Origin of the sequence: Cryobacterium sp. Y82 (genome assembly GCF_002929495.1) — a bacterium.
GTDB classification, from domain to species: Bacteria; Actinomycetota; Actinomycetes; order Actinomycetales; family Microbacteriaceae; genus Cryobacterium; species Cryobacterium serini.
In genome coordinates this window covers 155,198-181,143 of sequence record NZ_PJJJ01000036.1, presented here as the reverse complement: position 1 = coordinate 181,143, position 25,946 = coordinate 155,198, and the positions used below count along the sequence as shown (strand labels likewise).

At 64.3% G+C, this 25,946-nt stretch carries 29 protein-coding genes; 17 read left to right on the top strand and 12 right to left on the bottom strand.

Annotated elements, in window-relative coordinates; translation table 11 throughout:
• Positions 1-250 precede the first annotated feature (250 nt).
• Complete coding sequence (locus CXY70_RS14400; protein WP_233205972.1) at positions 251-1,561, top strand: PhoH family protein; 1,311 nt, start codon at positions 251-253, stop codon at positions 1,559-1,561.
• A 116-nt stretch (positions 1,562-1,677) separates the two neighbouring features.
• Here CXY70_RS14400 and CXY70_RS14395 read toward each other — a convergent pair whose 3' ends face one another.
• From CXY70_RS14395 to xseA, 6 genes are all read right to left on the bottom strand, one after another.
• Positions 1,678-1,899, bottom strand: a complete 222-nt coding sequence (locus tag CXY70_RS14395) for a hypothetical protein (RefSeq protein WP_146066147.1) — start codon at positions 1,897-1,899, stop codon at positions 1,678-1,680.
• 412 nt (positions 1,900-2,311) lie between these two features.
• Entirely contained in the window at positions 2,312-3,736 is a 1,425-nt protein-coding gene (locus tag CXY70_RS14390; RefSeq protein ID WP_104193026.1) for an aspartate ammonia-lyase, read from the bottom strand.
• 59 nt (positions 3,737-3,795) lie between these two features.
• Positions 3,796-4,446 (bottom strand): carbonic anhydrase, encoded by a 651-nt coding sequence (locus CXY70_RS14385; protein ID WP_104193025.1) that lies wholly within the window; start codon positions 4,444-4,446, stop codon positions 3,796-3,798.
• Positions 4,443-5,096, bottom strand: a complete 654-nt coding sequence (locus tag CXY70_RS14380) for a DUF4245 domain-containing protein (protein WP_104193024.1) — start codon at positions 5,094-5,096, stop codon at positions 4,443-4,445. The genes CXY70_RS14385 and CXY70_RS14380 overlap by 4 nt, the downstream gene beginning before the upstream one ends.
• Positions 5,093-5,347 (bottom strand): exodeoxyribonuclease VII small subunit, encoded by a 255-nt coding sequence (locus CXY70_RS14375; protein ID WP_104193023.1) that lies wholly within the window; start codon positions 5,345-5,347, stop codon positions 5,093-5,095. Before CXY70_RS14375 ends, CXY70_RS14380 begins: the two co-directional genes overlap by 4 nt.
• Positions 5,348-5,352: 5 nt before the next feature.
• Positions 5,353-6,573, bottom strand: coding sequence for an exodeoxyribonuclease VII large subunit (gene xseA / locus CXY70_RS14370; protein ID WP_104193022.1), 1,221 nt, complete (start codon positions 6,571-6,573; stop codon positions 5,353-5,355).
• Between the two features lie 135 nt (positions 6,574-6,708).
• On the opposite strand from xseA, the gene CXY70_RS14365 reads away from it, so the two are divergent.
• A complete protein-coding gene (locus CXY70_RS14365) occupies positions 6,709-7,749 on the top strand; it encodes a 4-hydroxy-3-methylbut-2-enyl diphosphate reductase (protein ID WP_104193195.1) in 1,041 nt (346 codons plus the stop codon).
• Positions 7,750-7,767: 18 nt separating this feature from the next.
• On the opposite strand, the gene CXY70_RS14360 is transcribed toward CXY70_RS14365, so the two are convergent.
• Both CXY70_RS14360 and fbaA read right to left on the bottom strand, forming a co-directional pair.
• Positions 7,768-8,343: a DUF6264 family protein gene (locus tag CXY70_RS14360; RefSeq protein WP_146066146.1), complete on the bottom strand. Its 576-nt coding sequence runs from the start codon at positions 8,341-8,343 to the stop codon at positions 7,768-7,770.
• A 17-nt stretch (positions 8,344-8,360) separates the two neighbouring features.
• Positions 8,361-9,386 (bottom strand): class II fructose-bisphosphate aldolase, encoded by a 1,026-nt coding sequence (gene fbaA, locus CXY70_RS14355; protein WP_104193020.1) that lies wholly within the window; start codon positions 9,384-9,386, stop codon positions 8,361-8,363.
• Between the two features lie 208 nt (positions 9,387-9,594).
• Here fbaA and glpX point away from each other — a divergent pair, with 208 nt between their 5' ends.
• Positions 9,595-10,527 (top strand): class II fructose-bisphosphatase, encoded by a 933-nt coding sequence (glpX, locus tag CXY70_RS14350; protein ID WP_104193194.1) that lies wholly within the window; start codon positions 9,595-9,597, stop codon positions 10,525-10,527.
• 116 nt (positions 10,528-10,643) lie between these two features.
• Here the strand turns inward: glpX and CXY70_RS14345 are convergent, their stop codons facing one another.
• Both CXY70_RS14345 and CXY70_RS14340 read right to left on the bottom strand, forming a co-directional pair.
• On the bottom strand, positions 10,644-12,077 hold the full coding sequence (locus tag CXY70_RS14345) for a DNA recombination protein RmuC (protein ID WP_104193019.1): 1,434 nt from the start codon (positions 12,075-12,077) through the stop codon (positions 10,644-10,646).
• 74 nt (positions 12,078-12,151) lie between these two features.
• Entirely contained in the window at positions 12,152-12,766 is a 615-nt protein-coding gene (locus CXY70_RS14340) for an exonuclease domain-containing protein (protein ID WP_104193018.1), read from the bottom strand.
• A 64-nt stretch (positions 12,767-12,830) separates the two neighbouring features.
• Here CXY70_RS14340 and ychF point away from each other — a divergent pair, with 64 nt between their 5' ends.
• The 3 genes from ychF to CXY70_RS18520 all read left to right on the top strand — a co-directional run bounded on the left by ychF (position 12,831) and on the right by CXY70_RS18520 (position 15,105).
• On the top strand, positions 12,831-13,904 hold the full coding sequence (gene ychF, locus CXY70_RS14335; RefSeq protein WP_104128088.1) for a redox-regulated ATPase YchF: 1,074 nt from the start codon (positions 12,831-12,833) through the stop codon (positions 13,902-13,904).
• A 635-nt stretch (positions 13,905-14,539) separates the two neighbouring features.
• Positions 14,540-14,920 carry a hypothetical protein gene (locus CXY70_RS14325; RefSeq protein ID WP_104193016.1) on the top strand — a complete coding sequence of 127 codons (381 nt, stop codon included), beginning with the start codon at positions 14,540-14,542 and terminating at the stop codon, positions 14,918-14,920.
• A 53-nt stretch (positions 14,921-14,973) separates the two neighbouring features.
• Positions 14,974-15,105 carry an alpha/beta fold hydrolase gene (locus tag CXY70_RS18520; protein WP_255412045.1) on the top strand — a complete coding sequence of 44 codons (132 nt, stop codon included), beginning with the start codon at positions 14,974-14,976 and terminating at the stop codon, positions 15,103-15,105.
• A gap of 302 nt (positions 15,106-15,407) precedes the next feature.
• Here the strand turns inward: CXY70_RS18520 and CXY70_RS14320 are convergent, their stop codons facing one another.
• Positions 15,408-16,355 carry an SMP-30/gluconolactonase/LRE family protein gene (locus tag CXY70_RS14320; protein WP_199183449.1) on the bottom strand — a complete coding sequence of 316 codons (948 nt, stop codon included), beginning with the start codon at positions 16,353-16,355 and terminating at the stop codon, positions 15,408-15,410.
• Between the two features lie 401 nt (positions 16,356-16,756).
• Between CXY70_RS14320 and CXY70_RS14315 the strand changes: the two genes are divergently transcribed.
• The 10 genes from CXY70_RS14315 to CXY70_RS14270 all read left to right on the top strand — a co-directional run bounded on the left by CXY70_RS14315 (position 16,757) and on the right by CXY70_RS14270 (position 22,717).
• Positions 16,757-17,038 carry a type II toxin-antitoxin system RelE/ParE family toxin gene (locus tag CXY70_RS14315; protein ID WP_104193014.1) on the top strand — a complete coding sequence of 94 codons (282 nt, stop codon included), beginning with the start codon at positions 16,757-16,759 and terminating at the stop codon, positions 17,036-17,038.
• The gene (locus CXY70_RS14310) at positions 17,013-17,333 is read left to right on the top strand and encodes a HigA family addiction module antitoxin (RefSeq protein WP_104193013.1); all 321 of its coding nucleotides are present in this window, start codon (positions 17,013-17,015) and stop codon (positions 17,331-17,333) included. The genes CXY70_RS14315 and CXY70_RS14310 overlap by 26 nt, the downstream gene beginning before the upstream one ends.
• Complete coding sequence (locus tag CXY70_RS14305) at positions 17,330-17,884, top strand: GNAT family N-acetyltransferase (protein WP_104193012.1); 555 nt, start codon at positions 17,330-17,332, stop codon at positions 17,882-17,884. The genes CXY70_RS14310 and CXY70_RS14305 overlap by 4 nt, the downstream gene beginning before the upstream one ends.
• Positions 17,842-18,384: a DUF2695 domain-containing protein gene (locus tag CXY70_RS18705; RefSeq protein WP_104193011.1), complete on the top strand. Its 543-nt coding sequence runs from the start codon at positions 17,842-17,844 to the stop codon at positions 18,382-18,384. The genes CXY70_RS14305 and CXY70_RS18705 overlap by 43 nt, the downstream gene beginning before the upstream one ends.
• Positions 18,385-19,022: 638 nt before the next feature.
• Complete coding sequence (locus CXY70_RS14295) at positions 19,023-19,487, top strand: nucleotidyltransferase domain-containing protein (RefSeq protein WP_233205948.1); 465 nt, start codon at positions 19,023-19,025, stop codon at positions 19,485-19,487.
• A gap of 156 nt (positions 19,488-19,643) precedes the next feature.
• A complete protein-coding gene (locus CXY70_RS17615) occupies positions 19,644-19,877 on the top strand; it encodes a DUF86 domain-containing protein (RefSeq protein WP_158250988.1) in 234 nt (77 codons plus the stop codon).
• Positions 19,878-20,000: 123 nt separating this feature from the next.
• Positions 20,001-20,675 (top strand): SDR family oxidoreductase, encoded by a 675-nt coding sequence (locus tag CXY70_RS14285; RefSeq protein ID WP_104193008.1) that lies wholly within the window; start codon positions 20,001-20,003, stop codon positions 20,673-20,675.
• A 241-nt stretch (positions 20,676-20,916) separates the two neighbouring features.
• The gene (locus CXY70_RS14280) at positions 20,917-21,120 is read left to right on the top strand and encodes a DUF4177 domain-containing protein (RefSeq protein WP_233205970.1); all 204 of its coding nucleotides are present in this window, start codon (positions 20,917-20,919) and stop codon (positions 21,118-21,120) included.
• A 298-nt stretch (positions 21,121-21,418) separates the two neighbouring features.
• A complete protein-coding gene (locus CXY70_RS14275; protein WP_104193006.1) occupies positions 21,419-21,988 on the top strand; it encodes an HhH-GPD-type base excision DNA repair protein in 570 nt (189 codons plus the stop codon).
• 9 nt (positions 21,989-21,997) lie between these two features.
• Entirely contained in the window at positions 21,998-22,717 is a 720-nt protein-coding gene (locus CXY70_RS14270; RefSeq protein ID WP_104193005.1) for a DUF2461 domain-containing protein, read from the top strand.
• A gap of 82 nt (positions 22,718-22,799) precedes the next feature.
• On the opposite strand, the gene CXY70_RS14265 is transcribed toward CXY70_RS14270, so the two are convergent.
• A complete protein-coding gene (locus CXY70_RS14265) occupies positions 22,800-24,071 on the bottom strand; it encodes an MFS transporter (protein WP_104193004.1) in 1,272 nt (423 codons plus the stop codon).
• A 194-nt stretch (positions 24,072-24,265) separates the two neighbouring features.
• Between CXY70_RS14265 and CXY70_RS14260 the strand changes: the two genes are divergently transcribed.
• The gene (locus tag CXY70_RS14260; RefSeq protein ID WP_104193003.1) at positions 24,266-25,930 is read left to right on the top strand and encodes an ABC-F family ATP-binding cassette domain-containing protein; all 1,665 of its coding nucleotides are present in this window, start codon (positions 24,266-24,268) and stop codon (positions 25,928-25,930) included.
• Positions 25,931-25,946: the final 16 nt, after the last annotated feature.

Genomic DNA, 25,946 nt, shown 5'->3' with positions numbered 1-25,946 from the left:
TGCGGTACAGACCGACCGTTTGCCTCAACGTCAGGTGAACGCCAGATTTTCGTGGGCGTGTCGGGTTTCTTTTTGCCCCGGTAAGTCGTAGCGTCGCTTTCATCAGGTACGGCACCTGATCGAGACGGCCATATAAGTACGGCTCGAGAATTGCTTGATGGCCAGCTCGCCAAAGTGATCCGCGTCCGTGTGACGCAGGGTAGGAGTGGCTGTGACCGCTAATCGAACCGACCTACATGCGACTGACCGGGTGGGGTCATCCGCTTCGCAAACCGAGCGCACCTACGTGTTGGACACCTCGGTGCTTCTGTCAGATCCGAAAGCGATTTTCCGCTTTGCCGAGCACGCGGTCGTGTTGCCCGTAGTGGTGATCAGCGAACTCGAGTCCAAGCGCAATGACCCGGAGATCGGGTATTTTGCACGGCAGGCGTTGCGCAATCTTGATGAACTGCGGCTCAAGCATGAACGCCTCGACTTTCCGATTCCCGTCGGCGAGGGCGGCAGCCTGCGCGTAGAACTGAACCACTCCAATATGTCGGTGCTACCGTCTGGCTTGCAATTGGGCGACAACGATTCTCGCATTCTCGCTGTAGCTCTCAACCTGGCCAACGACGGAATGACCGTGACCGTGGTTTCCAAGGACCTGCCACTACGGGTGAAAGCCGCGTCTCTCGGCCTCGCTGCCGATGAATACCGGCACGAACTCGCCGTCGATTCCGGCTGGACCGGCATGGACGAGATCACCCTCAGCGCCGAGCAGATGAGCGTGCTCTACGACAAGGAGATGCTCGACTCGCGCGCGGTGCAGGATATGCCGATCAACACCGGCCTGGTCATCCACTCCGACCGCGGGTCGGCCCTCGGCCGGGTGACCAGCCGGGGCACGCTCAAGCTCGTGCGCGGCGACCGCGACGTCTTCGGCCTGCACGGTCGGTCGGCCGAGCAACGCCTCGCAATTGACCTGCTGCTCGATCCGGAGATCGGTATCCTGTCGCTCGGTGGTCGGGCCGGAACCGGAAAGTCGGCGCTCGCCCTCTGCGCCGGTTTGGAGGCCGTGCTGGAACGGCAGCAGTATCGCAAGATCATGGTCTTCCGTCCCCTCTACGCGGTCGGCGGCCAGGACCTTGGCTTTCTGCCCGGCGACCAGGGCGAGAAAATGGGGCCGTGGGCGCAGGCGGTCTTCGATACCCTCGGCGCGATCGTGTCGGAGAATGTGGTCGAGGAGGTGATGGAGCGCGGCATCCTCGAGGTTCTCCCGCTCACTCACATTCGTGGCCGGTCCCTGCACGACGCCTTCGTCATCGTCGATGAGGCGCAGTCACTCGAGCGCAACGTACTGCTGACCGTGCTGAGCCGCATCGGTCAGAACTCGCGCGTGGTGCTTACCCACGACGTCGCCCAGCGCGACAATCTGCGGGTCGGCCGCTTCGACGGCGTGGCCAGCGTGATCGAAACGCTGAAGGGGCATCCGCTGTTCGCGCACATGACCCTGACCCGGTCGGAGCGCAGCGCGATCGCGGCGCTGGTGACGGAGATGCTGGAGGGCAACGAGGTTATGTAGCTCGGCAGGGGAGCGGTGGTCGCGTCGTCGCCGCTGGTGACCTCGAGGCAACAGGACATCCGCTCGCCTGGCCCATTGGTTCAAGCGGGCCTGGAGTGGGCCGCAGCGTGGACTTGTCAGAAAAACCTTGACGACGGGGCAACGTGCTGCGCGGCCACCCAATCGATTTCATCCGCGAGCAGGTCGATTCCGGTCGCCACGGGCACGTAACCCAGCTGAGTAGCTGCAGTTGTGTCGAGCACGATTGGAAGAGCCGTGAGCCAGGGGTGCCGTCCCCGCTGCGGATCCGCCGTCGCTCCTCCGATGGCTCCTGTTCCGCACAAAATCACCGCTCGCACTGATTCACTCCTTCGGGCACCATCGCAGCCTCCCAAACGTTACCGCGCGACATCCCCGGAAGCGGTAGGCGCTGAGGGACTCGAAATATCCACTGGTGTTGTGGAGCACCCCGCGGACACGGAACGGATACATTTTGAGTGAGCAGCGCGCAACATCGCTTGGATGAGTGCGCGGCCAACGATTCTGTTGCCGTCGTAGCCACGTGGGGCTTACTCGGTCGAGAGAGCCATGAGCAGATGGCACAGAGTATTGGATCGTGCTCGAAGATACATCCTCGGGAATCGTCGGGCTCGGTGCCAAGCAATCCCCGCCGAGGCAACCCGCCACCGCACTCAGGTCGACTGGTTAACGCCGGCGAGTGTTGCCGATAGCGCCCGGGCGCATCGGCAACACTCGCTGTGGGTGGAGCTGCTACTTCTTCTGCGGGGGGCGCGTCATACTCAGCACGTCGAGGGCCGTGTCGAGTTCGGCGAGCGTGAGGTCGCCACGTTCGACGTGGCCGAGGGCGATAACGGACTCACGCACGGTGAGGCCCTCGGCGACGGCCTTCTTGGCAACCTTGGCAGCGGCTTCATAGCCGATGACACGGTTAAGCGGGGTGACGATCGACGGCGACTTCTCGGCCAGGGCCCGAGCATGCTCGAGGTTGGCTTCGAGACCGTCGACGGTCTTGTCGGCGAGGACGCGGGTTGCGTTGGTCAGCAGCCGGATCGACTCGAGTAGGGCGGTTCCCATGACCGGGATACTAACGTTGAGCTCGAACGAGCCCGAGGCACCCGACCAGGCGATGGTGGCATCGTTGCCGATGACGCGCGAGCAGACCATGAGCACGGCTTCCGGAATGACCGGGTTGACCTTGCCGGGCATGATCGACGACCCGGGCTGCAGGTCGGGGATGCTGATCTCGCCGAACCCGGTGTTGGGGCCGGATCCCATCCAGCGCAGGTCGTTGCAGATCTTGGTCAGCGAGACGGCAATGGTGCGCAGGGCCCCGGAAGCGTCGACCAGACCGTCGCGGTTGGCCTGCGCTTCGAAGTGGTCGCGCGCTTCGGTGATCGGCAGCTCGGTTTCCTGCACGAGCAATTCGATGACGAGCTGTGGAAAGCCGTAGGGGGTGTTGATGCCGGTGCCGACCGCGGTGCCACCGAGGGGAACTTCGGCAACGCGGGGGAGGGCGGTGCGGATGCGCTCGATGCCGAGGCGCATCTGGCGGGCGTAGCCGCCGAACTCCTGGCCGAGGGTGACGGGGGTGGCATCCATCAGGTGGGTGCGGCCGGCCTTGACGGCCTCTTTCCAGAGTTCCGCCTTGGCCTCGAACGAGACGGCGAGGTGGTCGAGCGAGGGGATGAGCTCGTCGATCAGGGCGCTGGTGACAGCGATGTGCACCGAAGTCGGGAACACGTCGTTCGAGGACTGGCTCGCGTTGACGTGGTCGTTCGGGTGCACCGAGCGGCCGAGGGCGCGGGTCGCGAGGGTCGCCAGGACCTCGTTCATGTTCATGTTCGAAGAGGTGCCGCTGCCGGTCTGGTACACATCGATCGGAAACTCGCTGTCGAACTGCCCGGTGATGACTTCGTCAGCGGCCGAGGCGATGGCGTCGGCGATGTCCGCATCGAGCACGCCGAGCTGCGCGTTGGCGAGAGCCGCCGACTTCTTGATGCGGGCGAGAGCCGCGATCTGCGCCGACTCAAGCGTGGAGCCGGAGATTGGAAAGTTCTCGACGGCGCGCTGGGTTTGGGCACCGTAGAGAGCATCCGTTGGAACACGGACCTCACCCATCGTGTCGTGTTCGATCCGGTAGCCGGTTTGTGCGGAGGTGTCCACCACTGTGTGCATTCCCTTTCGGTGCTGTATGAGAGTCGTGCTGTGCGCAACGGGTGCGCGGATGGTCTGGTCTAAATGACGCCCACCACGATGTTGGGGTCGGCGTGTCCCTCGCGAAGAACGTAGTTCGCGCCGACGATAGCCAATGTACCTTCTGCGATGGCCGCGCTGATCACCTCGGACTGCTCGAGCAGCTCGGTGACAGTGTCTTTGAGATGTTCCCGGCCCACGGTGCCGGCATCGATCTGGGTGGGGTCGACGAAAGCGGATGCCGGCTGCCCGCTCACCCGACGCACCGCCGGAACGATCTTTTCGATAACGTGCGTGATGTGTGCTGGCAGGGCCGGGGCATCCGCTGCCTGAGAATCGATGGCGGCGCGCACCGCACCGCACTCGTCGTGGCCGAGCACGAGGATCAGCGGAACGTGCAGCACGGCCACGGCATATTCAAGGGAGCCGAGTACCGACTCTGAGATGATCTGGCCGGCATTGCGCACGACGAAGAGGTCGCCGAGGCCCTGGTCGAAGATGATTTCTGCGGCGAGTCGGGAGTCGCTGCAGCCGAACAGGGCCGCGTGCGGGGTTTGCTGGCCGACCAGTTCGGCCCGGCGGTCGACGTCCTGGCGGTGCCGCGGGGAGCCCGCGACGAAGCGCACGTTGCCCTCGCGCAGTTCGTTCCAGGCTTCTGCCGGAGACGGCGTGGCAGTCGGTGTGGGGTTCATGGGGCTCCATTCTCTGCCACATTGGCAGCCAACGCGGTGGCGAGCGTTTCGAAGTCGCCGGTGGGCGCCGTACCGATCAGCAGATAGGTGCTCGAGCCGGCGGTGGTCACAAGCGCGTACTCGAAATTGCCCCGATCGGCGACGGGGGCACTGTTGCGGTAGACGTCCCAGGTGACGCCCGCGATGCTGGCGGTGTCGACGACGGGGGAGTCGGGCAGCTTCTGGGCGAGCCAGGTGGGGTTCGCGTCGAAGGCCTGGTTGAAACCGATGAACTGGTTGTCGGGTGTGATCAATCCGATGTACCAGGACGGGACTTGACCGTTGGTGCCGGCCTGCCACTCAGCGTCGTTGGCGTTCCAGCCGTCCGGCAGGTCGGGGCTGGCCAGGGGGTGATCAACGACCGGCTGCACCTGGGCGGCAATGCTTGCGTAGTCGACGTCGCGAGTGATCGGGTTATCGTTGCGCGGCACCAGCAGCACGAGTACAAGCACGGCGCCCACCGTCACGAGCAGCGAGAGCACGAGATTGTTCACGGTCTTGTGCGAGCGGTACTTGCGCGAATTCTCGGCCAGCCGGTCGGCGGTCTCCTGCGGAGTTTCCGGCCGACCGAGCTCGGCGACGACGCGCGGCGGTTTGGGAGCGCGGCTCATCTGGTGGGCGCGGCGTCTTCGGTGGTGGGCGCTGTGGCAGCGATGCGGGCCGCGTCGAGCCTGGCTTTGGCGCCGATCAGCCATTCTTCGCAGCGGCGGGCGAGGGCTTCGCCGCGTTCCCAGAGCGCCAAGGACTGCTCCAGGGTGCTCGAGCCCTGCTCGAGGTCGTTCACCACGCGAATGAGCTCGTCGCGGGCCTGTTCGTAGCTGAGATCACTGATGGCGGGGGCAGGCGAGGTCATGGCATCCATTCTAATTATTTCGACGCGGCGCCGGGAGCCGCGATGGCGGCGACGGTTCCGCTGGCCAGGGTGAGCAACAGCTCGGTTCCGACCGGGGAATCATCGGCGCGGCGCAGCACTCGGCCGTCGGGCAGCTGGGCGATCGCGTAACCGCGGTCGAGTGTGCCCTGGGGCGAGAGGGCACGCAGCTGGGAGCGCAGTTCCACTACGGCGGCCCCGGCGCGCTCGAGAATGCGCCCGGTCAGTTCGGCGCCACGCGCTACGTAGCGGGTGAGGTCTTCGCTGCGGGAATCGATGATCCATTGTGGGTCGACGAGCACCGGGCGGCTGCGCAACTGCGAAATACGATCGATTTCCGACGAGAGGATGCCGGTGAGCCGGCTGCTGAGACGCGCCCGGGCCTGCTGCACCCGGTTTAGTTCGTCGCTGACGTCGGGAACGACGCGCTTGGCGGCATCGGTCGGGGTGGACGCGCGCAGGTCAGCCACCTCGTCGAGCAGCGGACGGTCGGCCTCATGCCCGATCGCGCTGACCAGCGGCGTCAGACAGGCGGCTGCGGCGCGCACCAGGCTTTCATCGCTAAAGGTGAGCAGGTTCTGAAAGTCGCCGCCGCCGCGGGCGACGATGATCACGTCGACCTCGGGATCAGCGTCGAGACGCGCGATGGCATTGGTAACCTCGCCGACAGCACGATCACCCTGCACGGCGGCGTGAGCGACCCGAAAGTTGACGGCCGGCCAGCGCAGCTGGGCGTTCCGAATGACGTCTTTCTCGGCGTCGGAATCTTTTCCGGTGACGAGGCCGATGCAGTGCGGCAGAAACGGCAGGCGCTTCTTGCGGGAGGCGTCGAACAGGCCCTCGCTCGCGAGTTGCTTGCGCAGCCGTTCCAGCCGTTCCAGCAGGTCGCCGAGTCCAACGTGGCGCATTTCGAAGGCCTGCATGGTGAGCGTGCCGCCCTTGACCCAGAAGTTGGGCTTGACCAGCGCGACGACGCGGTCACCCGCTTTGAAGTCGGCGGTGAGCTTGGCGCGCACCGACGACCAGATCGTGAAACTCACCGTGGCATCTTCGGAGAGGTCCTTGAGCTTGCCGTAGACGTTGCCGCCGCTGGCGCCCCACTGGGTGATCTCACCTTCCACCCAGACCATGCCGAGACGTTCGATGTAGCCGCGAATCTTGCCCGAGAGCAGGGCGACCGGCCACGGTGCTTCGACGGTGGCGGGGGCGTCCGTCATTCGGCGGTCCTGGGTGTTGTGGTGGCTGTGGGCACAGTCGGGTCCTCCCAGAGTTCTTCGGTCGTGCGTGCGTAGACTGAGGCGGTGAACACCAGCGCGCACACTACAAGTAAGCCGACCGCTATCGGCCTGGGCATGCCGCGCATTCCCAGCGCCCGCAACAGGCTTAAGGATACCCCGGTGGTCGGACAGAAACGCGTGCTGCTCGCTGCCCCACGCGGCTACTGCGCCGGAGTCGACCGTGCGGTCATCGCCGTCGAGAAAGCGCTCGAACACTACGGCGCCCCGGTTTACGTGCGCAAGCAGATCGTGCACAACATTCACGTGGTCTCCGAGCTTGAAAATTTGGGCGCCATCTTCGTCGACGAGGTTGACGAGGTGCCGCACGGCGCGCACATCGTATTCAGCGCTCACGGCGTGTCACCGGCCGTCGTCAATGCCGCCGCCGAGCGCGGCCTGCAAGCCATCGACGCCACCTGCCCGCTCGTGACCAAAGTGCACCGCGAAGCCGTGCGCTTCGCCCGCGACGACTTTCAGATTTTGCTGATCGGCCACGAAGGCCATGAAGAGGTCGAGGGCACCGCCGGTGAGGCCCCCGAGCACACCACCCTCGTCGGCAGCCCGGAGGAAGCCGACACGGTCGTCGTGCGCGACCCCGACCGCGTGGTCTGGCTGTCGCAGACCACGCTGAGCGTCGACGAGACCATGGAGACCGTGCGCCGGCTGCGGGCGCGTTTTCCCAACCTGCAGGATCCGCCGAGCGACGACATTTGCTACGCCACCCAGAACCGTCAGGTCGCCATCAAGAAGGTCGCCCGCGACTCCGACCTGGTGATTGTGGTCGGTTCCGCCAACTCGTCCAACTCGGTGCGCCTGGTCGAGGTGGCCCTGGAATACGGCGCCAAGGCTGCATACCGCGTCGACTTCGCGAGCGAGGTCAAGCAGGAGTGGCTCGACAACGCGGCGACTGTCGGGGTGACGAGCGGGGCATCCGTTCCCGAAGAACTCGTCGACGAACTGCTCGAGGCCCTCGCCGACGCCGGCTACAGCGACGTGGAGCAGGTCAAGACCGCCGAAGAAGACCTCATCTTCTCGCTGCCCAAGGAACTGCGTAAGGACCTCTCCGGCGAAACGGATGTGCGCGCTTTCGGCGGGCGCGCCGCCCCCGCCGAGTAGTCGGCTTGATCGCCTCAGCTACTGACGGCTGAGGAACTCGATCAGGGTCGGGTCGATGAACAACGCAGCCATGGTGAAAGCGAACAGCACCACGAGCGACACGGCACCACCGATGATAGGCACAAAGAACGCACGTCGACGCCGAAGGAGCAGCCGCACGGATACCGCGGTCGCGGCCAGCCAGACGAACACGAGCGTAATAGCCCCGGTCGTCGTGATAGCGCCGATGGACGCCGACGGGGCGTAGGTGCCCAAGCCCTGGTCGGTGTAGAAAGCCTGCATTGCGATTGGGAATCCGCCCAGCGAGAACACGCCGTAGACAGTGGCGAGAAGCCCGAAAGCCAACAGCCCAACGGTCCACGGGCGGTCCCAGCCGGGCACGGTGCGCGGTACAGGCGCTGACCGAAGAGGCGGGGTGGTCGCCTGCGGCGGCAGGGCTGTTCCTGCCCCGAAAGCGGGGGCGGGAACAGCCTCTACCCGGTCTTTTTCCACCGGAGGTTGCCAGGTCCAGCCCTCAGGGGCGAGTTCGCCGTACTGGGGCCGGGGGCGTGGGTCGTTGGCGGGGGGTGGAACGGAGTCCGGGTTTTCTGACATTGCTCTAACTGCGTGCTCTAACTGTTTGAGTGCCCGGCTGAGCCGAGCTGGCGGGTGGCATCGACAACGCGAGCGGCCATGGCCGACTCGGCCACCTTGCCCCACGCGCGCGGGTCGTAAATTTTCTTGTTGCCGACTTCGCCGTCAACCTTGATCACGCTGTCGTAGTTCTTCAGCATGTAATCGGCGATCGAGCGGGTGAAGGCGTACTGGGTGTCGGTGTCGATGTTCATCTTCACGACACCGTTGGCGACGGCTTCGGCGATTTCGGCATCGGTCGAGCCGGAGCCGCCGTGGAAGACCAAATCGAGGGGTAGCGCAGCGAGTCCGAACTTGGTGGAGAGGCCGGTCTGGATCTCCTTGAGCAGTTCCGGGCGCAGCTTCACGTTGCCAAGCTGATAGACGCCGTGCACGTTGCCGAAGGTGAGCGCTGCCATGTAGCGGCCCTGCTCGCCAAGGCCGAGGGCCTCGACCATTTTGATCGCATCGTCGAGGGTCGTGTAGAGGTTCTCGTTCACGTCGGCCTGGACGCCGTCTTCTTCGCCGCCGACGGCGCCGATCTCAACTTCGAGAATGGCGTTGATCGCGCGGGTGCGCTTCAGAATGTCGGTGGCGATGCCAAGGTTCTTGTCGAGGGCGATGGCTGAACCGTCCCACATGTGCGACTGGAAGATGGGGTGGCCGCCATCGGCGACCGCAGACTCCGAGGCTTCGATGAGCGGGATGACGAAGTCGCCGAGTGCGCCCTCCGGGCAGTGATCGGTGTGCAGTGCGACGGTGATCGGGTAGTTGTCGGCGACCGAGTGCGCAAAGCGGGCGAAGGCGAGGGCACCGGAGGCCCGATTCTTCACGGTGTGCCCGGCGAAGTAGTCAGCTCCGCCTGTCGTGACCTGAATGATGCCGTCGGAACCTGCTTCAGTCAGGCCCTGGAGAACGGCGTTGATGCTTTGCGACGACGACACGTTGAACGCCGGATAGGCGAACCCGCCGGTCTTCGCTGTGTCGAGCATTGCGGCGTACTGGTCGGGGGTTGCGATAGGCATTGCTTCTCCTCGAAAATGTGCGGGGGTGTGACCCGAGTCTAGCGACGCCCGCCTCGGCGTGGTCCCTCGCGATAAGGTGACTCGGGCGGACAATCCGCGCGACCCGCCGCGCATCCGTCGTAATCGAAGTCGAACTTACGTCCGGGAGGACCTTTTGAACAGCACCGAGACCGCCACTCTGTTTCAACACCCCGACCGTAACCTCGCTATGGAGCTCGTGCGCGCCACCGAGGCCGCCGCCATCCGTGCCGTGCCCTTCATTGGCCGCGGCGACAAGAACGCCGCCGACAAGGCCGCCGTTGACGCCATGCGCGCCTTCCTGGGCACCGTCAACTTCGACGGCCTCATTGTTATTGGTGAGGGCGAAAAGGACGAAGCCCCCATGCTTTTCAACGGCGAGCACGTCGGCAACGGCCGTGGCCCCGCCTGCGATATCGCCGTGGACCCGATTGACGGCACGAGCCTTACGGCCGCCGGCCGCCAGAACGCGGTCTCCGTCATCGCGGTGTCGGACCGTGGCACCATGCTCGACGCCTCGTCGATCTTCTACATGGACAAAATCGTCACCAGTGCGGCCGGTCGCGGCGTCGTCAGCCTCGACCAGTCGATCGCCGACAACATCCGTGATCTGGCGCAGGCCATGAAAAAGCCTGTCGGCGAAATGACCATCGCCGTGCTCGACCGTCCGCGCCACGCTGGCTTGATCGATGCCATTCGCAGTGCCGGTGCAGGCACACGTCTCATGCTCGACGGCGACGTTGCTGGCGGAATCAATGCCGCCCGTTACGAGACCCGCATCGACATGTGCGTCGGGATCGGCGGAAGCCCGGAAGGCATCACAACGGCCTGCGCACTCAAGGCACTCGGCGGCTACATGCAGGGACGTCTCGCCCCGAAAGATGACGCTGAGCGTGCCCGTGGCGTCGCAGCCGGGCTCGACATCGACAAGCTGCTGGAGATCGACGACATGGTCAGCGGCGACAACACGTTCTTCGTGGCGACCGGTGTGACCGACGGCGGACTCGTCGACGGCGTGCGTCGAAAGGGCCCGATGATCCGCACCGAAAGCATCGTGCTGCGCTCGCGGTCGGGCACGGCTCGTCGCGTCATCGCCGAGCACCTCGCCGAGAAGTGGCTGTAGGCACGCGACTGACCGCTAAAACTTGACCGAAACTGCACGCCTCGACTCTGATCTCAGAAGTGAGGCGTGCAGTTTCGTTGGTCACCGGTACGGCGTATGACGCTACGGGCGCCGTCTTACACGTGTATCTCGGAATCAGATTCGTTGAGACCAGCGAGACGTCGGTTGATCACACTGTGCCTCGCCTCGTTTAATTCAGCGCCGTCCACTTCAAGTGGATGCTCCAGCGTGACACGTTCGGATGCTGGCGCCTCCAACTCGGGCGCGGTCAGTTTGCGCGGGGAATCGTGGATGATGGTGGGCTCGGTGAGCAGCCCGATCTTGGTCTGGTCGATCCCGGGAAATTGCCGGGCGGTCACGAGCACTCGGGATTCGAGCGAGTTAGCGAACTTGTTGTAACTGTCCACCGTGCGCTCCAGCGCTTTGCGCAGCGACTCGGCATGGCCCGATAGCGCACCGAGCCGTTGGTAGAGGGCATTGCCGAGGTCGAAAAGTTTCTGCGCCTCATCGGTCACCGCCTGCTGTTGCCAGGTGAAGGCCACCGTCTTCAGCACCGCCCACAGATTCACCGGTGACGCCAGGGCCACCCGTTTACTGAACGAGTAATCCAAAATTGACGGGTCGGCTTCGAGCGCCGCCGATAGCAGGGACTCGCTCGGTATGAACGCGATCACGAACTCCGGACTGGCATCGAAACCTTCCCAGTAGGTCTTCTTGGCGAGCGCGTCGATGTGCGCGCGCACGGCTTTCACGTGCTTGTCGATCAATAACTTGCGGCGGGCGCCCTCCTCGCCGGTGGCCGTGTAGGGAATGGTACTCGCCTCGATATAGTGCTCGAGGGGAACTTTGGCATCGATCGCAATCGACTTGTTTCCGGGCAGGCGCACGACCATGTCGGGCCGGCCGAGCCCGGCATCGGTGGTGATGTTGGTCTGCGTGTTGAAATCCACATACTGTGCCAGGCCGGCGGCTTCGACCACGCGCCGCAGTTGGGTCTCCCCCCAAACACCGCGGGTGCTGTTGGAGCGCAGCGCGCTCGCGAGGGATTCGGTGGTCACCCGTAGTTGTTGGTCAGAAATCTGGGCTTGTTTCAGTTGCTCTGAGAGTGATCCGTACTGTTCGCTGCGCTGGGTTTCAAGCTCGGTGACCTTCTCCTGCATGGTGCGCAGGGTCTCACGCACCGGGCTGAGGGCTTCGAGTACGAGGTGTTCGCGTTTCTCTCGCTCGGACTGCAGTTGTTGGTCAGAACGCTGCCGTTCGCCGGTCTCCCGCGCAGTGGCTCGGTCGTGCTCAATCTGCGCGGAGAGGCCGTCGACGGTGGCGAGGGCGGCCGAGAGCTCACTCTGCAGTGCGCCGCGAACGGTGGCCTCACTGGCCCGAGCCTCGGCGAGGGCCACCTGATGGCGGGCCTCAAGCACAGCGGGATCGTCAACGAGCGGGCCGTGGCCGGTAGCGCCCGCGCCGCGCCGCTGCAGGAGCACCAGCGCGAGCAGGGCGCCCAACGCGGCACCGACGACGAGACCGACAATCAAACTCAGCATTGGCTCCATGCATGAAGTCTGCCAGTGCCCACCGACATCGCCGAAAGGACACTCGGATCAGGCGAATTGCTGGCTGGTCCTGACTAGCTGAGGGCCATCGGACCGTGCGTCGACGCGTGCTCCCTGGTGGCCACTGGCCCGATTACGCCGACCTTGACCCGGGTCACGTGGGCGAGCTGCTCGAGCGTGTCAACTTCGTGGCGCCCAGCCGCGTGAATCATGATGGCCGCGCACGCCTCGGCATCGGCAAGCGCGTTGTGGTGCGAGAAGTCCTCAAAACCGGCCGCCATGGCCGCCACCGGCAGCCGATACGACTCCAGGTGATAGGTGCGGCGGGCCACCTGCAGGCTGCAGACATAACGAAAGTCGGGCACCGGCTGGCCAGTCACGAGCGATGCAGTCTTGATTACGCCGAGGTCGAACCCAGCGTTGTGGGCCACGAGATCGTCGCCGTCGACGAAGGCGACCAGCTGCGGAAGCTGTTCGGCCCAGGTGGCTGCACCCACGACATCCGCTGCGGTGATGCCGTGGATACGGGTGTTCCACGCCGAGAATTCATCGTGGCCGGGAGGCGGGGCAATGAGCCAGTAGGCCGAATCGACGACGACGCCGTGACGAACTTTCACCATTCCGACGGAGCACGCCGAGGCGCCAGAGGAGTTGGCGGTTTCGAAATCGATCGCGGTAAAATTCAGCACACCTTATGCTCTCACGGGCCACCGACAGAGCCCGCGTCCCGCGCTGCCGGTAGAATGATCTCTCGTGGCTCTTACTATTGCAATCGTCGGACTCCCCAATGTGGGTAAGTCCACCCTCTTCAACGCCCTGACCAAGAACAACGTGCTCGCAGCGAACTACCCGTTCGCAACGATTGAGCCCAACGTTGGAATCGTGAACCTGCCGGATTCGCGCCTGGCCGACCTGGCAACCATTTATGGCAGCAAGGCCCTGCTCCCGGCACCGGTGTCGTTCGTCGACATCGCCGGCATCGTTCGTGGTGCGAGCGAGGGGGAGGGCCTCGGCAATAAATTCCTCGCCAACATTCGCGAAGCGGATGCCATCGCCCAGGTTATCCGCGGCTTCGCAGACCCCGACGTGGTGCATGTCGACGGCAAAGTCAACCCGGCCGGCGATATGGAAACCATCAACACCGAGCTGATCCTCGCCGACCTGCAGACCCTCGAGAAAGCCGTGCTGCGCTTCGAGAAAGAGGTCAAGGGCCGCAAGCTGGCGCCACTCGTTTTGGAGACCGCGCTCAAGGCGCAAGCCATCCTCGACGGTGGCCAGCCGCTGTCCTCGGCGACGCTCGATATCGAGCCGATTCGCGAGCTTGGCCTGCTGACCGCCAAGCCCTTCATCTATGTCTTCAACGTCGATGAGGCCGTGCTGCAGGACCAGGCCAGGCTCGATACCCTCGCCGCGCTCGTCGCTCCCGCGAACGCCGTCTTCCTCGACGCCAAGCTCGAGAGTGAGCTGAGCGAACTTGATGCTGAAGACGCCGCCGAGATGCTTGCCTCGACCGGTCAGGCCGAGAGCGGCCTCGACCAGCTCGCCCGCATCGGCTTCGACACACTCGGCCTGCAGACCTACCTCACGGCCGGCCCCAAAGAGTGCCGCGCCTGGACCATCCACAAGGGCTGGACCGCGCCGCAGGCCGCCGGCGTCATCCACACCGACTTCCAGAAGGGCTTCATCAAGGCGGAGATCTTTTCCTTTGAAGACCTCATGGCCGCCGGTTCGATCGCCGAGGCTCGTTCCAAGGGCAAAGCGCGCATCGAGGGCAAGGAATACGTCATGCAGGACGGCGATGTGGTGGAGTTCCGGTTTAACGTCTAGCAGGCACCGTCGCCCGCGTAGTCCCTGACTCTGTCGGCTGCGGTGAGTCGCGTCTAGATCGACAGTTCCCGTCGACTTCAACAGGCGCAACAGCCGAACTGGACCGCAACCGTCGCAGTCGATGCGCGCTCGTTGCGGATGCCGCTTTGCACTGACGGCGTCACCGGAGTTAGGTCAGCGTCACCTTTTCAGAGCGTGCTGAGGCTTTAGGCGCCCCAGTCCGCCGAGGGGGCCCAGAATTCTGTGATCGCCCCGAGCGGATCAGGTGCGTCTAGCCGGGCCGAATACGTGCGGTCCGAATTCCCTCTCGCTGCCACTGAGAACGAGGAATTTGGGCAGTTCAGTGTCTCCCCACCCACCACAGGATCGTAGTTGAGCAGGGCGAAATCGCGCCAGGCGTGAGTGATTCCCCGGTGTTTGTCGCCTTCGCCCCACGTGCTTTCGGTCGGCGCGCTTCCCAGCGCCAGCGACTGCGCGGAAACCAGCTTGTCCGGCGGGAAATAGGCGAACGTGGATGGACTGCGCCGTCCCGGATGCATCTCGGAATTCGATCGACGTCGCGCTGAGGACGAGGTCAGTCGGCCCGCGTGGTCGGGCCGGGATCGAGTCGATTCCGACGTAGAGCGGAGCTCCCGTTGGGGGTAGCGGCGTTCATCGGCCGCGGCCGCGACCGCGCCAAGGTGGCGGACCTGCTCGCGGAAACCCGCGTGGTGACGTTGACCGGTTCGGGTGGTTGCGGAAAGACGCGGCTGGCAATGGTGGTCAGCGGGGATGTCGCGGCACGCTTTACCGACGGGGTCCGTTGGGTCGTTCTGCAGACGGTGAGCGAACCCGGCCGGGTGGCGCCGGCCGTCGTTGAGGCCGTGGGCGTTCGCTCCGGCTCGCGGGTTGCTTCAGCACCGGCGGCGGCGCGTGTGCGGGTACTCACGCCGAGACAGATCGCGGCGGGGTTGTCTGACCGGTTCGGACTGCTGACCGGAGGGTTGCGAGGAGCCCCGCACCGGGATAACCAGTAGCACCGTGCTGGATCTGGTCGCGGGTCTGGTTGAGCAATATCAGCGCACAGCACGTGGTTGACCACGTCCCGAACGCACGAATCCAAAAGATTCCCGGCGCCGGGCACGCCGCCCCGCTCAAGCACCCCGAGGCACTTGCAGAGCCGCTCATCGGGTTCTTCGCGCGCACCCGGAAGGATGTGTAATTCAGGGAGCCCAAAACTCGGCCCCGCCGGGCCGGGTTTGGGCAAGCGTAGGGAATAAGTCGAGTGAACACCGATCCCAGCAAGGTCCAGCCCCATACATGGATGCTGATCGAGCCACCGGCGGTTCAGATCCGGGTCGCGGGGGCCAGCCTCATCCCCTGACTTAAGCGGCTCAGGCGGCCATCGCTGGGAGGTGCGATTTGGGGCGCCTCAGGTTGATCGACCGTAATGCCATATGGTTCGCTGGCGCCACCTCGGGGTTCGTGACCTAAACGCTGGGGAAGTGCGTCTGCAGGCGGTGGTCACCGATCGATGCGCACCACCGAGTAGGGAGTGTCGGGCGCCGGGGGCGTGCCGAAGCGGGCGTTCGGGAGGTAGAGCCCGTTGCCAAACCTCGCGATAGTCGTGGGCACTTGGAAGTCGGGGTCCGTGTACCGGTCGATGAGCTCGCCGCTGGTCCCGGCTGCATTGAGGCGGATAACGGCGACGGTGTTCAACTGATTCTGCACGACGTACAGGGTGCGCCCGGCGACGAGCAGCCCGTCACCGTTGGGGAGCAGGAGCCCGCCCAGATCAACGACCGCGGCGACGCCGGTCTTGGGGTCGACGCGGAACAGAATGCCCGTGGATGACTGGATGACCAGAAGCGCTTGATGGTTGGGGGTCTCCGCGATGCCGTTTGCGTTGAAGCCCGGCTGCTGCATCCAGCTGCCCGACAGAGAGACGACTTCGATCGCATCCGCCCCAGGGAGCGCGCCGCCCGGTCCGAGGGGGAGCTTATAGAGCTGCGCTTGCTGGCTGTCGGTGAACCATGCGGCGTCGCGAGTCACAATGACGTCGTTCACGAACGTTGGCGCATCGGTGAGAGCGTAGCTCTGCAGGAGGTCGCCCGTGGCGGCATCCACGACCCGCGCCTCGCCGGTGGGCCCGCCCGCGATGAAAAGCCGATCGCGGTTGTCGATCTTCAGGCCGACCGACGGAGTGCCCGGGCCCTCGAGGGTCCTGATCTCCTCGCCGGTGCGCACGTCGAAGACGTAGACGTCGCCGTCGGCGAGTGAGCCGACGTAGGCAGTGCCGCGCGGGCCGATCGCGATTCCCTCGGGCTGGAATCCGTCGGGAAGCGCGATAACATCCTCGAAATGACCAGGCCGTGGCTGCGGTGCGGCGTGGACTGCGGGGATCCCTGAAGCAAGGAAGAGCGCACCCAATGCGGCGGCGGACAGTGTGCGTGCGACGATGCGACTGATCATGGCGATCATAATAGTCCGGCTCGGGCGCTGCCAACAGGCCTGATCGGCCTCGGGCGAAAATCACCGGGCCGGTCGTTGAATCGTGAGGTCACAGGAGACCACCGCCGCGCCTGATCGTTCGTATCGATGAGCGGGAGGGACAATTGCAGCATAGGAAGAGTGGTAGATCGATTCAGAACCAGATCGCGTGCCAGAGTAATGTCGCTCATTCTCGTTCCGCCCCCCTGTGGACCCAAAATCGACGCAGCTTCACCGGCCGTGGCTGAAGGCTACCGTGCCGCTGAGGCCATGGCTGTGCCTTGGTAAGCGATTTCTGTCGTCACGTTGCCTGGTGACGCAATCCGGTGGAGTTCCGCTTTAGCGTCTAACGTTATTGACGCGCTGCGTTATACACTGATCTTGTGCTCAGGTCGTTCGGTGGCAAGGACACTGGAAAGATCTGGCATGAGCAGTACGTCAAGGGTGTCGACCGCACGGTGCAGCGAGCGACCCTGCGGAAACTCGAGTTGGTTAATGCGGCCACGGATGTCGAGGATCTTCGGATCCCTCCGGGGAATCGTTTGGAGCGGCTGGTCGGTGACCGTCGTGGTCAGTACAGCATTCGGGTGAACGCCCAGTGGCGCATCTGCTTCAACTGGAGAGAAGGAGGAGCGGACAATGTCGAACCCGTCGATTACCACTGAAAACGACCGGATCGAGCCGATCCATCCGGGAGAGATCCTGATGGAGGACTTTATCGACGCTTTCGGGATCACCCAGAACAAGCTCGCGGTCAGCATTGGGGTGCCGCCGCGCCGGATCAATGAGATCGTGCACGGCAAGCGGGGCATCACGGCCGACACGGCGATCCGCCTGGCGCGGTACTTCGGAACATCGGAAGAGTTCTGGATGAACCTGCAGTCCAACTACGAGCTGCGTCGCGAGCGCCGGGCGCTGCGGGACAAGGTTGCATTGATCACACCGCTGAAGGTCGCGTGACCGATCGCTCGATCGAGGTAGCCGCGCACAATGCGTTGGGGGCGCGAGACTTCGACCAGCTGGCGCGGCTGTTCAACGACGAGTATTTCTATGATTTCGGACCATGGGATCCGGATCAGCCGTATGGCTACGCTCCTCACGATCGCCACGTGATCTGTCGATCCGGTGATGATATCGTCGGACACGTAGGCTGGGCCGGTCGCGTCATCGGGGTGGGTGATGTCGAGGTCACCATCGCAGGCGTCGGAGGAGTGCTGGTATCTGAGCGAGCGCGCGGTCAGCGGTTGGGGAATCGGCTCATGGCCAGCGCGGCGCAGTCGATGCTGGATGCCGGGGGCTTCGGCTTCGGCTACCTCGGATGCCGGGAAGAAGTGGTGCCGTTCTACACAACGTGCGGGTGGCGTCGAGTCTACGCGGCCGAGTGGTCTATCGGGCGGGACGGCCGACCGGCCGACGATGCGCAGGGGCAGCCACTCATGGTGCTGCCGGTCGCCTCCGAGCTGGCCGCATGGCCCGTCGGCACGATCGATCTGCGTGGACGCGCGTGGTGAACGATGAAATGTTTCTCACCGTCGGAACGTGGTCGAATTCCGATGTCGGAGGTTCGTGGCAGGGTTTCTACATGGAACGCATATCGATCACCGAACGGGCAGAGCGGATCCTTCACGATGCCGCCTCGACGCTCATGACTCCCACGGCCGGCGAATGTCTCGTCTGCTTCGTGGCTCACCTAGTCGACGAGTTCGGGTGCGAAGGCACCCACCGGTTCGCTTCGCAATATCGAGATAGCGTTGCCCCTCGCGCCACGGAACTGCTAGCGCGGCTCTCAGCAATGGGCGCGTGTTGTTGCGATTGCGAAATGTTCATGAACACCTATGAGCCCGCCACGCGGCTTTGGTCGCAGGCGAATGAATCCGTTGCCTCGGATGATTTTGACGAGTGGGCGGACCCCAAACCACCCGACAACATGTCCCCGTGCGAGACAACACGACGGGGCTCGACTAAACCGTGTGCGAACTGGGAACGCACTTCACGCTCGCGGTGCCGGTGATTCGACTTCGGAATGCGGTGGAATTCCGCTTCAACGTCTAGCTCGCTATCAGGCGCTCAACCGGTTCTATGTGATGTAAGAGCGCGTAGCGACTCGGGACCACGTAGGGCTAGGTGTCACCCGACACGCGCTGCTTTCTTTTCGGTTAGGTGCATTTGCGCGGCGATGCGTCCGAGAACGAAATATTGGCGTGCAGGCTTATCACCGCACTGCAAGATAGCCCGCTCCTTTCGCGCGCGACTACTTGAAGCCGTTGCTTGAGCTGACTCCCGTGCTGGCGTTAGAGGCCCTGCAATTCTCGGCACTCGGCCTAATCCACGCGATGTGAGCAGTGCACCATGTTCATCCCGCTTGTGGACGGTCGGAAGTTGGACAATATCTGCTGCATTACTCTCAATTCGACTGTACAGCGAGAGCAAAGTCACTTCTCTAGCGGTGATCGGTGACGAAACGTGGTGGAGTTTCGCTTCAACGTATCAGGATCCTGTATGGGCCATTGGTTGGCATTGGACGGAGGCAGACAAATGGCCATGACGAACACGACAATGCCGCAGCTTGTGCCCGACACCCGTGCACGCACGGCCAAAAAGACGCTGAACGTAGCAGTGCTGCGAACATAAGATTACCTTATTTCGCTCGTGACGGAGTATGCGCGTGCGCGCCGTGACGAAGATGGTGCTCGCCTGCGCCGCGTTCTCTCGCTTCGTGCGATGCTCGCCACGGGGATGAGTCATCAGCAGGTAGGTGACGCAGTGGGTGTCTCGCAGCCGGCGGTCAGCCAGCAGCTCCGGTACAGCCCTGACTTCGCGGGCATCGGTCCCGAGGAGTTGCGGGATGCGGCTGCTCCGGTGCTGAAGGCCCTGGCGGCGGAATATGACTACCGGCGCCTGGCTGTGTTCGGCTCGGTTGCCCGTGGCGAGGCCCACCAGTATTTGGACATTGACCTTCTCGTGGATGCGCCGCCAGGCACTTCGTCATTCGCGTTCATCAGGTTCAAACAGCTGATCGAGAAGGTCCTCGGCCGGGAAGTCGACCTCATTTCGTACGGCGGTCTGAAACCAAAGATCGACGATGATATCCGGCGTGACGCGGTGCTGTTGTGATGGGTCGCGAGGTGGCCAAACAACTGTTGCACATCGATGGCTGGCTCGATCGGGCCGCTGAGATTGTCGAGCGTGGCAAGGATGCCTATCTCGCTGATGACCTCTTGCAGGAGGCAGGAGGCAGGAGGCAGGAGGCAGGAGGCAGGCGACTCGCTGATGATGAAGCTCAGTGAAGCCGCAAAACGGATGTCGAGGCTCGATGTGCTCGCGCCCGATGGAGTCGAGTGGGCGCTGGCCGTCGCCAACCGAAACTTCATCATCCATCAGTACGATCAGATCAACCGCGAACTGACCTGGGTGACACTGTCCGTTGATCTTCCGGCTTGGCAGAAGTCGCTCGCACGGATGGTCGACCGAGCTCGGTCTGCGCTCGACGCTGATGCCAGGTAGACGGGCGCCACGTGAGGGTTTCCAGCTTCAGTGCCTGACGGAATGTGGTGGATTTCGCTTCAACGTTTAGACTTAATCTCGTCGCGATAGTCGTCACAGCAGCATCAATCGAAGGAGACCATCGTGCCTGTCATTGCCATCATCGGAGCCGGACCGGGACTCGGCGCAGCAGTTGCGCGAAAATTCGGGCGCGAAGGCTTCTCAATTGCCCTGATCGCCAGAAACCAGTCGAAACTAGACGCCATGGCAGCCGAGCTCACGGCCGCCGGCTTTACCGCGAGTGCTTACGCTGCGGATGTCCGCACGCCGGCGTCGCTTGAGACTGCCCTTGCGAATGCCGCAGCAGAGCTCGGGCCCATCACCGCGCTGCAATATAGCCCACTCCCATCGCGCGACTACCTGAAGCCGGTGCTTGAGATGACGCCCGAGCTGGCGTTAGAGGCGCTGCAGTTCTCGGCCCTCGGGCTGATCCACGCGGTGCGTGCGGTGCTCCCGGCGATGCGTGAGGCAGGTAGCGGCAGCGTCATCATGATCAACGGCGGGACCTCCGTGAAGGCACGGGCCGGCTACGCCGGAACATCGGTGGCCTTCCCCGCCGAGAGCGCCTACGGCGAGATGCTCCACGATGCACTTGAGGATGAGGGCATCCGTGTCAATCAACTTGTGATTCCTGGCGGTATCCCACAGCTGCAGCTGCCCAATGGCATTGATGGCGTCGCCGATCGTATCTGGGACCTCCACGCTGTGGCCGGTCCGTTCCGCACCATGCTCATCCCGCTCGAGGACGGCCGGGAGTAGCGTCGCGGCATCGGGCTTCGCGCGATGCTCGCCACGGGTTGCACTGTGTTGGACCGATGGCTTTCCAGGTTCGAGCCTCGATCGACACCGACGCCGGTAGGCATGGACGGTGCTCCAGATGATTGCAGCTGACGGAAGGTGCTGCGCGGCGATTGGGTTCAACGCCTGTAACCTCGGAGTCCTCTGATGATGCCTCGACTGCAGGGCGGTGGAAGGTAAAGCAAAGATGGCGGCAAAGGGTATGTACGTAGTGATCCAGATCGTGCTTAAGGAAAAGTTTTTGGGCACTGGCTCCGGCAATCTCACGGAGCTGGAAAATGCGATTAATTCGCAGGCCGCGCTCGGCTACCGACTGCACACCATTACAACCGCGGCGTCGGGCAGTAAGGGCTTCGGAGGCGGCGATCGTGTGCAAGCGACAATGGTGTTCGAGCGCATCGTCTGAGTCGGGCACAAGTTCGTAAAACCCCGACCAGCGAGCGCTTCGCCTCGGTCGGCCCGACCTTCAGCTACAACCTCGGCTGCTCAACCGAGTCGAGGTTGAAGACGCTGATTCGGGTCGACACGTTAGTCGTGGCTGCCCCTCGATTTTCGTTCACAGCCAAGATTCCCCCTTTACGTTTGGCCGGGATCGGGTCACACGCGCTTGGTCCCCACGGAATCGTGTGCGACGGGGGCCACAACCCCCAGGCTGACCGCGGTGGAGTGCTGACCTCACAGCAGCGCAGTGGCACAATGAGCGAATGACAACCCTGCACCTCACCGGCGATGTCGCCGCCGACGCTCTACTGAGCGAGAACCCGTTCGCCCTGCTTGTGGGCATGCTGCTCGACCAGCAGGTCGCTATGGAAACCGCCTTCGTCGGCCCGGCCAAAATTCGTGACCGCATCGGAGCGATCGACCCGGCCGCGATCGCCGCCTACGACGCCGACGCCTTCGTCCTGCTGTTTCGCCAGTCTCCCGCCGTGCACCGATTTCCCGGCTCGATGGCCAAACGCGTACAGGAAGTCGCTGCGGTCATCGTGAGCGATTGGAACAGCGACACGACTTCGATCTGGACCGCTGACGACCCGACTGGCCCCGAGATCCTGCGCCGGCTCGAGGCGCTGCCCGGGTTCGGCGAGCAGAAGGCGAAGATCTTTCTCGCACTCCTCGGCAAACGACTCGGGGTCGACGCGGAGGGCTGGCGTGACGCATCCGCTCCCTATGGCGAAGACGGCGCGTACCGGTCGGTGGCCGACATCGTCGATCCCGAATCTTTGACGCGGGTGCGCGCGACCAAGCGGGCCGCGAAGGCTGCAGCGAAAGCGTAGTCTCGCGTAGTGGGCCCTCATTTCAGCGAACAGACATTCGACTTTCTCGACGAACTCGAGCACCGCAACGAACGCGAATGGTTTCAGGAGCACAAACCGATCTACGAGGTCGAGTTAAAAGAGCGGATGCTCCTGGTCATCGAGGCGCTCAACGTTGCGCTCGGGGATTTCGCCGCCGCCTACGTTCGTCCGCCGAACAAAGCCATGATGCGCATCTATCGTGACGTGCGGTTCTCCAACGACAAATCGCCGTACAAGACTCATCTGGCCGCGCACTGGCCTCCCCGCGGGCTGGAAAAGGCCGGAGGAGCCGGATTCTTTCTGCAGGTCGGCGTGCACGGCGTCATGATGGCGGGCGGGGCTTACAGCCCGCAGCCGCCGCAGCTGCGCGCCATCCGCGACTATGTGCTCGACCACCACACCGTGCTGCGATCCCGGCTCGCCGCGCCCGCGCTCAAGAAGGTGGCGCAGTCGTTTGGCGGCAACAAGCTCATCCGCCCGCCACGCGGCTTCCCGGTCGACCATCCGGCGGCCGACCTGTTGCTCAATCGGAGTTGGGCACTCGTCGCGCACCTGCCCGGCGACGTCGCGCTCGAGGAGAACTTCACCGACCTCGTCATTGAGCGATTTCGCGCGTTCGCGCCGGTCGTCGACTTTCTCAACATTCCGCTGGTCCGCGCTACGCCGCTCGAGCAGGAAGCAGCTACTGGCCGGCGGCGCTCGGCCTGACCGCGATCGGCAGCATCCGTTTGTAGCGGTTCAGCGCTCGCTAGAGGCTGGGGTGAACATGCGGCGTGGCGTGTTGCGAAGTTTAGGCGTGCGTGCCGCGCAGTCGCAACACCGACCAGACCGCCACGATCGCGACGAGCGCCATGGCAGCGATGCCGAGCCCGGAGTACCCGGCCAACGCCAAAATTGGACCGGCGATCGCGCCGCCGAGCGCGCCGGCCGCGTTCATGGTGAGGTCAGAGAATCCCTGCAACGACGAGCGATCCTCGATTTGAACGGCTTCCGATACGAGCGCTGAACCGGCCACAACGGATGCAGACCATCCCAGTCCCAGAAAGATCAGGCTGAGCGTCATCGTGCCCTGTGATCCGTCGCTAAGCGCGGCGATGATGAGGGCGACGAGCAGCAGGGACTGTCCTCCGAGAATGACCGGGAGACGACCCGCTCGGTCGGCGAGTGCGCCGAATACGAGGGAGAGGGCGTACATCCCGGCCACGTGCAGGCTGATGGTCAGTCCAACGATGGTCAGGGTAGCGCCGTGGTCACGCAGGTGCACCGGAGCCATCGACATCAGGGCCACCATGGTGGCGTGGCTGAGCGCGATGACCATGACGGCATACCGCGCCGCCGCATTGTCGCGCAAAATTGACAGACCGCCGCTGGCCCGACGGATACCCGCGCTCGCCGTTCGCGCCGCCAGCGCGGTCAGCAGAGGGTCGGGTCGAAGCCCGAGCGCATAGACGAAGGCGGCGGCGACCGTTGCGGTGAGCGAAAACGCGAAGGCACCCGTCATCGCCGGCAGGCCGAGGGCTGCGCCGAGCACTTCGCCCGGCCCGAACAGGTTTGGGCCGAGTACGGCGCCGATCGTGGTCGACCAGACCACGATTGACAGGTCGCGGGCCCGAAAACGTGGGGTGGCGAGGTCGGTGGCCGCGAAGCGCGCCTGGAGATTGGTGGCCGAGCCGACACCGAGGAGCATGAGCGAGAGAAGCAGCAGGGGAAAGCTGTCGACGGACACCGAGGTGATGGCGAGTATCGCGCCCGTGCCAGCGGCGAGCGAGCCGGTCGCGAGCGACACGCGACGCCCGCAGGCCTGCGCCAGCCGAGCGAGCGGTATGGCCACGATCGCGGCACCGAGGGTGCTCATGGTCGCGGCCATGCCCGACCAGGCACTCGACCCCGACAACTGGGCAGCGAGCAGCGCGCCGAGGGACAGGGTCGCGCCCATGCCTATCCCGCCGAGGATCTGCCCGGCGATGAGCACCCGCACGACGCGCTTCTGCAGCGCTGTGTGCGCAACCGGAGTGATCGGAAACTTCGTCGGTTCGGCGGGTACCGTGTCGTTGTTCATCATGTGTACTTTTCTGATTGCGGCCTCGCGCTGGCAGTAGCGCTTTGCCGATCCACCGTCTACAGCTCACTTTACTGAGTCGTGCACGCCTCGCTCGTAAAGAGTCAAGCCAGGCAAGCCGTGCGAACGCTGCTCACATAGCTCGCCCGGACGGCTAGCTGCACTGCGTCCCGCGCAATAAATGGCACCATTGAGCAATGACCGGAACACTCGTGGCCAAGGGCTTGGCCGGCGGCTACGCGCACCGCACCCTTTTTGAATCGCTCGATCTCACGGTCGCGCCCGGTGATGTCGTCGGCGTGGTCGGTGCCAACGGCGCCGGCAAATCCACCCTCTTGAATCTGCTGTCCGGGCGCAGCGCGCCGCAAGCCGGCACTATCACCCTCAGCCCGGCGGATGCCTTCGTCGGCGCGCTCCCGCAGGAACACGAACGAGTCCCTGGCGAAACCATTGCCGGTTACATTGCCCGGCGCACAGGCTGCGCCGAAGCAACCCGCGAAATGGATGCCGCGGCATCCGCTCTCGGGGAGACCTCACCGCGTACCGATGGAATCGACCCGGCCGACACCTATTCGACCGCGCTCGAACGCTGGCTGGCCAGCGGGGCTGCCGACCTCGACGAGCGGCTGCTCCTTGTTTTCGCCGACCTCGGTCTCGCGCTCGGCAGCACACTCACCGCCAACAGCCTGATGACGGCGCTCTCCGGCGGCCAGGCCGCGCGCGTCGGGCTCGCCGCCCTGCTGCTCTCCCGTTTTGACATCGTGCTGCTCGACGAACCCACCAACGACCTCGATCTCGACGGGCTGGAACGCCTCGAGGCCTTCGTCAGGGGCCTCCGCGGCGGAGTCGTGCTGGTCAGCCACGACCGGGAATTTCTGGCCCGCTGCGTCACCCGCGTGCTCGAACTCGACCTCGCCCAGGGCGCGAATCGGGTGTTCGGCGGCGGCTACGATTCGTACCTTGAGGAACGCGAAACGGCCAGGCGGCACAACCGGGAGAACTATGACGAGTTCGCCCTCAAGAAGGCCGACCTCGTCGGACGGGCCAGAACCCAGCGGGAATGGTCGAGCCAGGGCGTGCGCAACGCCATTAAGAAGGCGCCGGACAACGACAAGATCCGGCGCAAAGCCTCGGTCGAGTCGAGCGAGAAGCAGGCGCAAAAGGTGCGCCAGCTGGAAAGCCGCATCGCCCGCCTCGACGAGGTCGACGAGCCCCGCAAGGAGTGGCAACTCGAGTTCACCATCGGGTCAGCCCCGCGCTCGAGCGCCGTCGTGGCCACCCTGAGCAACGCCGAATTTCGGCAAGGCGACTTCGTGCTCGGCCCCGTGACGCTGCAGGTCAATGGCGGTGAACGCATCGGCATCACCGGCCCGAACGGCGCGGGCAAGTCCACGCTGCTGCGTGCCCTGCTCGGCCGTCAGAAAGCGGATGCCGGCAGCGCTCACCTCGGAACCAGCGTGTTGATTGGTGAAATTGACCAGGCCAGGGCCCTTCTCGCCGGTGCCCGGCCACTCTCCGTCAGCTTCGAGTTGCTCGTTCCCGAACTCTCACCCGCCGAAGTGCGCACGTTGCTGGCCAAGTTCGGACTCAAAGCCGACCACGTGAACCGGCCCGTTGACGAGTTGTCGCCGGGGGAGCGCACGCGGGCCGGGTTGGCCCTGCTGCAGGCGCGCGGCGTGAACCTGCTCGTTCTCGACGAGCCGACCAACCACCTCGATCTCGCCGCGATCGAACAGCTGGAACAGGCGCTCGCCTCCTATGAAGGAACGCTACTGTTGGTCACCCACGACCGGCGCATGCTCGAGAACGTGCATACCGACCGCCACTGGAACGTCGACGCGGGCCGGGTTCTCGAGGTGTGACGGTCAGGTCCGAAGA